Here is a 6,165-nt window from a genome sequence, read left to right on the forward strand (position 1 = left end):
TCCTTTATTTATTTGTCAACAATAAGCTAAGTGCAGCTTGTCTATTCTTAGCTTTTTTGTCATCTATTGGAGTAACAAGTTTTAATGCATCTTGAGGACATGCGCTTATACAAGCTATTTTTTCGTTGTCTTTACATAAATCACACTTATATGCTATTTTTTTATTTTCTTCCAAAATTACTTGTTCTACTTCTTTCCCATCTTTATATTGTGGAAGTAAATCTATAGCTCCAAAAGGACATGCTAGGAGACAAGTTTTACACCCTATACATTTTTCTTCATTAACAAACATTACATTGTTCTCTTTGTTTATAGCTTTTTGTGGACATGAATTTAGACAAGGAGCATCTTCACAGTGTCTACATTGTATTGGCATACAGAAAGTATCACCTTTTACTAAATACAGTCTAGGTATAACTGGTATGTCAACCGTCCCAACCGTATACCCTACATTATTATGTTGGTTATGCATCGTAAAACAAGCTACTTCACAAGATCTGCAACCAGTACATTTACTTGGGTCTGCTATTACAAAAGAGCCTATTTTATTATTCATATTATCCCACCTTTCAATTTGTATATTTCTAAGTCCCTAGTTATTTTTATTATATATATTTATATATTTTAGTGTTTTTTCAATACTTATATTTCGCTTGCATTTTTTACACAAATCATACTTATTGGCATACACTTTGTCGGTATCATCAATTACTACTCCACACATTTCACATCTTGAATATTTTTTTTCTTCTTTATTAGCACACATACGCTTCAGTCTCACTTTTTGATAACTCTCTGTGAATTTGCATAGATATTCATTCGTCTTCCTCTTACAAATCCAATAAGAGTTATATTTAATTTTTTAGAAAGCTCTATCGATAAATTAGTTGGTGCTGATTTTGATATTACAATAGGTATTTGAGTCATAGCTGCCTTTAATATCATCTCTAAAGATATTCTCCCACTTACAACTACAGTCTTATCTTTTAATGATATTTCATTTAAAACACAAAATCCTATTGCTTTATCCATTGCGTTATGCCTTGCTACATCTTCACAGGTCACTATTTTTTTATCATTATCAAATATGGATACACTGTGTACTCCACCCGTATTTTTAAATAAATCTGACGAATTTAAGTTTTTATCCATTATATTGTAAATCACATCATAATTTATTTTTATATCACTCTCTACAGGAGTACATCTTATATAGTCTAGTGAGTTTAAAAATATGATTTGTTTCTCTTCGTCCTCATGTTTCTCTTGAATAGTTACTTTTGTAACACGTTCCTTATCATTTATTCCTATATCTAATATGTCTTTTTTATTTTCTATATATCCCTTTGTTCTCAAAAAACCAACTACAAGCTCTTTTAAATTATATGGTGTACATAAAAATGTATTTATATATTTATCATTCAAAATAAAGCTAAGTGGATATTCTGCAATTATTTCTTCATATTCATTAGATAAATTATATTCATTTATTTTGCTTATTTCTAACTTAAAAGAATTCATGTATTTATAATCAACTAGACTATAACTGTTTTCAAAAACTTCACCTTTACTATTTTCTTGTGACTTAGTCTTTGAGTATATATTCTCCATAAGATATTTGCCTTTCCGCATTTTATAAATCTTTACTCTAATAACTACTAAACATTTGTAGCAGTCATTTTATCTTTAAGACTTTGATATTCTTCTCTTACACATTTCTCTGCTAACTCTTGGTCATCAAGTCTTTCAAGTTTAACAGCACAATATTTGTATTCTGGTGTTTTAGATATAGGGTCTAAATTTGCTATTGTAAGCTCATTGCAAGCTCCAACCCACCACTGATAAGTCATATATGTTGCTCCTTCTTTAACTCTATCAGTTACTGTTGCTCTTGTGATTACACTTCCTCTTCTTGAACTAATTCTAACTAGCTCATCATCTTCAATTCCTAATCTATCTGCATCATTACAATTTATTTGAACACGACCTGGTTCATCTTCTAATGAACTAAGAGTTCTACAATTACCAGTCATAGTTCTTACTGAATAGTGACCAACTTCTCTTACAGTACATAAACTAAATGGATACTCATCATCTTCAACTTCCATAGGAGGTCTCCATTCTGCAGCAAATAAATTACCTCTTCCATTAGGAGTAGAGAATTTTTGTCCTTCATATAGATACATAGTTCCTTTATCTTCCATACTTTCACTCTTACAAGGCCACTGAACAGAACCTTGAGCCTCTATTTTTTCATAAGTAGCACCTAAGAAATTTGGACACAACGCTCTAAGTTCATCCCATATTTCTTTAGTATTTTTATAGTTCATAGGATATCCCATTGCTGTAGAAATTTCACTTATAATTTTCCAGTCTGGTTTTACATCTCCTTGTGGCTCTATAGCTTTTCTCATCAACTGGAATCCTCTATCTGCACATGTATATACTCCATCATGTTCGCCCCAAGAAGTAGCTGGAAGTATAACATCAGCATGAAGCGCTGTCTTATTCATAAATATATCTTGAACAATAACAAACTCTAACTCATCTAAAGCCTCTCTAACTTCTGATGCATCTGGGTCACTTTGTACTGGGTCTTCCCCAAATATATAATAAGCTTTAAGTTTCTTTTCTTTTAACACTAAATTTGGAAATTGAGTTAAACTATATCCATTATTAGGAGATAACTTTACTCCCCAAGCATCTTCAAATTTTTCTCTTATCTTATCATCAGTTACATTTTGATAGCCAGGATATACATTAGGAAGAGCTCCCATATCACAAGCTCCTTGAACATTATTTTGTCCACGTACAGGTCCTATTCCAACGCTTTCTCTACCAAAATTGCCTGTAAGTAGAGCAATCGATGCAAGACCTTTAACTACATCAACAGCTTGACCAAATTGACAGACACCCATTCCATAAAGTATCATGGCCTTCTTACCTTTTGCATATTCTCTCATAGATCTTCTTATAAGTTCTTCTGGAATTCCTGTCATTTTCTCAGCATATTTAGCTGTATATGGTTTAACAATTTCTTTATACTCATCAAATCCTTGTGTATGATTTTGAACAAAGTCTTTATTGTAAAGACCTTCTTCTATTAAAACATTTCCAAAAGCATTTACTAAAACCATATTTGTTCCACCCTTTATAGGTAGATGTATATCAGCAATTCTTGCAGACTCAGTTAATCTAGGGTCAGTAACAATTAACTTAGCTCCATTTTTCTTAGCTTTAATTATTCTATTTGCAACTATTGGATGTGAATCTGCTCCATTATATCCAAATATAAATAAAACATCTGCGTTTTCTATTTCTGGTATAGAATTAGACATTGCACCACTACCTAATGAGTAAGCCAGACCGGCTACAGATGGTGCATGTCAGACACGAGCACAATGGTCAACATTATTAGTTCCTATTGTAGCTCTCATAAATTTTTGCATTATATAGTTTGCTTCATTGCCAGGTCCTCTTGCAGAACCTGTCCCCATAATAGAATCAGGACCATATTTTTCTTTAATTTCGTTTAATCTTGAAGCTGTATAACTTATAGCTTCATCCCATTCAACCTCTTCTAACACACCTTGCTTTCTTATCATTGGTTTTTTTAGTCTAGGTGTTAAAATTTTAGGGTCATTTAGAAAATCCCATCCATAACGACCTTTTAAACATAAACTTCCTTGATTTGTTCTACCATCAGCCGGCTCTGCTCTTAATATCTTGTTATCTTTTACTACTAGATATAATTGGCATCCAGCTCCACAGTATGGACAAACTGTTAAAATTTTCTTCTCCATACATTTCCCCCCTTAGATTTATCCCCTGATGAGTAAAATTTACCTTAAAGATAATGAAGTACTTTTATAATATGCAAAATTTACAAATATTTTGCAATATTATCTATTAAATTCAACAATTTTCTCACAATTCCTTTTAAATTTCAAAAAAAATATGTCATAATAATCCTTATATTTCAATCATTTAATTAAAATATTATAGTTCTTATGACATATTTTTTACTATATGCTTATTTAGATTTATCTAATTTTCACTTAAAACGGCATTTCTACCAATTCTATTTTTCATTCTATAGTGAGTGATTACAGTAAAGATACCACTTCCAATCAGAATCAAATAATACATAAATCCACCATATAAAAATACTGCATAACCCATTAGAGGTTGAGGGAATACTGATTTAAATATAGTGAAAAATGCTAATTCATTAGCTCCTACATTACCAGGTGTTGGTATTGGTGATATTGCCATATATAAAAATGCTTGTAATGTTAATATATATATGTAGCTATAACCTTGTAGGTTAAATGCTTTATATATCCAAAATGAAACACTAAAGTAAGCAGTTAATTGAATAAAAGTTACTATTATAGTTGAAATCAATACTTTTTTATTCTTGGCAAAAAAACTTATTGCCTTACTATAATCATCTATAAAATTTTCTATAGATTCAGTTTTATTATCTAAAAATTTTAAAATTTTAAATTTTGATAAATACTTTATAGAAACTCGCATAAAGTATTTTATTTTTCGAGGATTTAAAATAACTAATATTATCATAATTAAGACAAATGAATTAATAGCTATCCCTAAAAACACCAAAGGCATAATCATTTTCATTTGTTTTTCTAACATGGCAAAATTCATTAACACAAGTATTGTACAATAAAAAGTAACTACTATTTGAAAAATGATAGACTTATTAGTTACAACCGCACTTGCCTTACTAAGTGGCATTTTACATTTTTTAAGTACATATATCTGTACTGGTTGGCTTCCTGAAGCAAAAGGAGTTATTAGATTATAATAAAATCCCATAATAGCTAGCTTGAAACCAATAAATCTAATATTGACTTTGTGAGTACTTTCTATAATTATCTTCATTACTACTCCTTCAAGCATTATGTGACACATTATTGCCAAAGCCCCTATGAATAAAAACTTTTTATCTACCATAGTTATAACATTTGATAACATCTTAATATCTAATGTTTTAAATACCAAGTAAATTGTTATACCTATTAGTAAAAATAAAAATGTATACTGTAGTAAACTCTTTCTAATATTTTTTAGTTTATCCATTAGAAAAACCATCCTTTGCTCAAGATTTATATTAAACACCATATTATTAGTATACACTACGAATATTAATATTTTATAACAAAATACCTTACAGTTTTGTCACATACAAAAAATATTAACCTATAAATTAAATTTTAATATATAGATTAATATTTTACAAACATTTTGTAGATATATACAATATTCACTCTAAATATCTATTTATTACACCCACTTATATCCTATCCCCCATACAGTCTCTATTGTATAAATATCATAAGATTTCAACTTGCTTCGTATATTTTTTATGTGTTCTGTGATAACACTTATATCACTTTCTCCATAAAATCCATATACATGCTCATATATTCTTTCTTTTGAAAAGACTTGTCCCTTATTTTTTGCTAGAAATTCACATATTAGGTACTCACTCTTAGTAAAATTTATCTTATTATTATCAACAGAAATTTCTTTTCCCAAAAAATCAAATTGAACATTTGATATAGTTAATGAATTTTTTTTCTCTCTATTTTCTCTTCTTAAATGAGCATTTATTCTGGCTCTTAGCTCACCTGCACCAAAAGGCTTTGTAATATAATCATCTGCACCTATACCAAGACCATACATAACATCACTTTCCATATTTTTAGCTGTCAAAAACAATATTGGGCAATCAACTTTATTTCTTATACTTTTACATACTTCAAAACCATCCATTTTAGGCATCATTACATCTAATATTATTAGATTAAAAGGATTATAATCAACATCAAGAATATTTTCCACATCGCTAATTACCTTTACTTCATGCCCATCTCTTTTTAATATATTTTCAATTAACTTTAACATATCTAATTCATCATCTACTACTAGTATCTTAGACATACTAACACCTCCATTACATATTTAATGACACTTTAATTTATATATTTAATTATATCTTTATAAATTTATATAAAATCTCATACTATTATAACTTACAATGATTAATTAATATTTTATAACAAAATCATTTTAACACCTTAGACATAAAAATTTTATATTTTAAACACTTAATATTTATTTTACATAGATTTGTTT

General features: G+C 28.9%; 6 protein-coding genes. All 6 read right to left on the reverse strand.

Annotation, left to right across the window (positions count from 1 at the left end; translation table 11 throughout):
* Positions 1-4 precede the first annotated feature (4 nt).
* Positions 5-556, reverse strand: a complete 552-nt coding sequence (locus tag KGF50_RS11190) for a 4Fe-4S dicluster domain-containing protein (RefSeq protein WP_227435731.1) — start codon at positions 554-556, stop codon at positions 5-7.
* 36 nt (positions 557-592) lie between these two features.
* Entirely contained in the window at positions 593-766 is a 174-nt protein-coding gene (locus KGF50_RS11195; RefSeq protein WP_227848120.1) for a hypothetical protein, read from the reverse strand.
* Positions 767-777: 11 nt separating this feature from the next.
* Positions 778-1,611, reverse strand: a complete 834-nt coding sequence (gene fdhD / locus KGF50_RS11200) for a formate dehydrogenase accessory sulfurtransferase FdhD (protein ID WP_227848121.1) — start codon at positions 1,609-1,611, stop codon at positions 778-780.
* A 47-nt stretch (positions 1,612-1,658) separates the two neighbouring features.
* Positions 1,659-3,803 (reverse strand): formate dehydrogenase subunit alpha, encoded by a 2,145-nt coding sequence (gene fdhF / locus KGF50_RS11205; RefSeq protein WP_227848122.1) that lies wholly within the window; start codon positions 3,801-3,803, stop codon positions 1,659-1,661.
* 244 nt (positions 3,804-4,047) lie between these two features.
* Entirely contained in the window at positions 4,048-5,106 is a 1,059-nt protein-coding gene (locus tag KGF50_RS11210) for a lysylphosphatidylglycerol synthase transmembrane domain-containing protein (protein WP_227848123.1), read from the reverse strand.
* 204 nt (positions 5,107-5,310) lie between these two features.
* On the reverse strand, positions 5,311-5,970 hold the full coding sequence (locus KGF50_RS11215) for a response regulator transcription factor (protein WP_227848124.1): 660 nt from the start codon (positions 5,968-5,970) through the stop codon (positions 5,311-5,313).
* Positions 5,971-6,165 lie beyond the last annotated feature (195 nt).

Source organism: Clostridioides sp. ZZV15-6598 (genome assembly GCF_020657705.1).
Taxonomy (GTDB): Bacteria; Bacillota; Clostridia; order Peptostreptococcales; family Peptostreptococcaceae; genus Clostridioides; species Clostridioides difficile_F.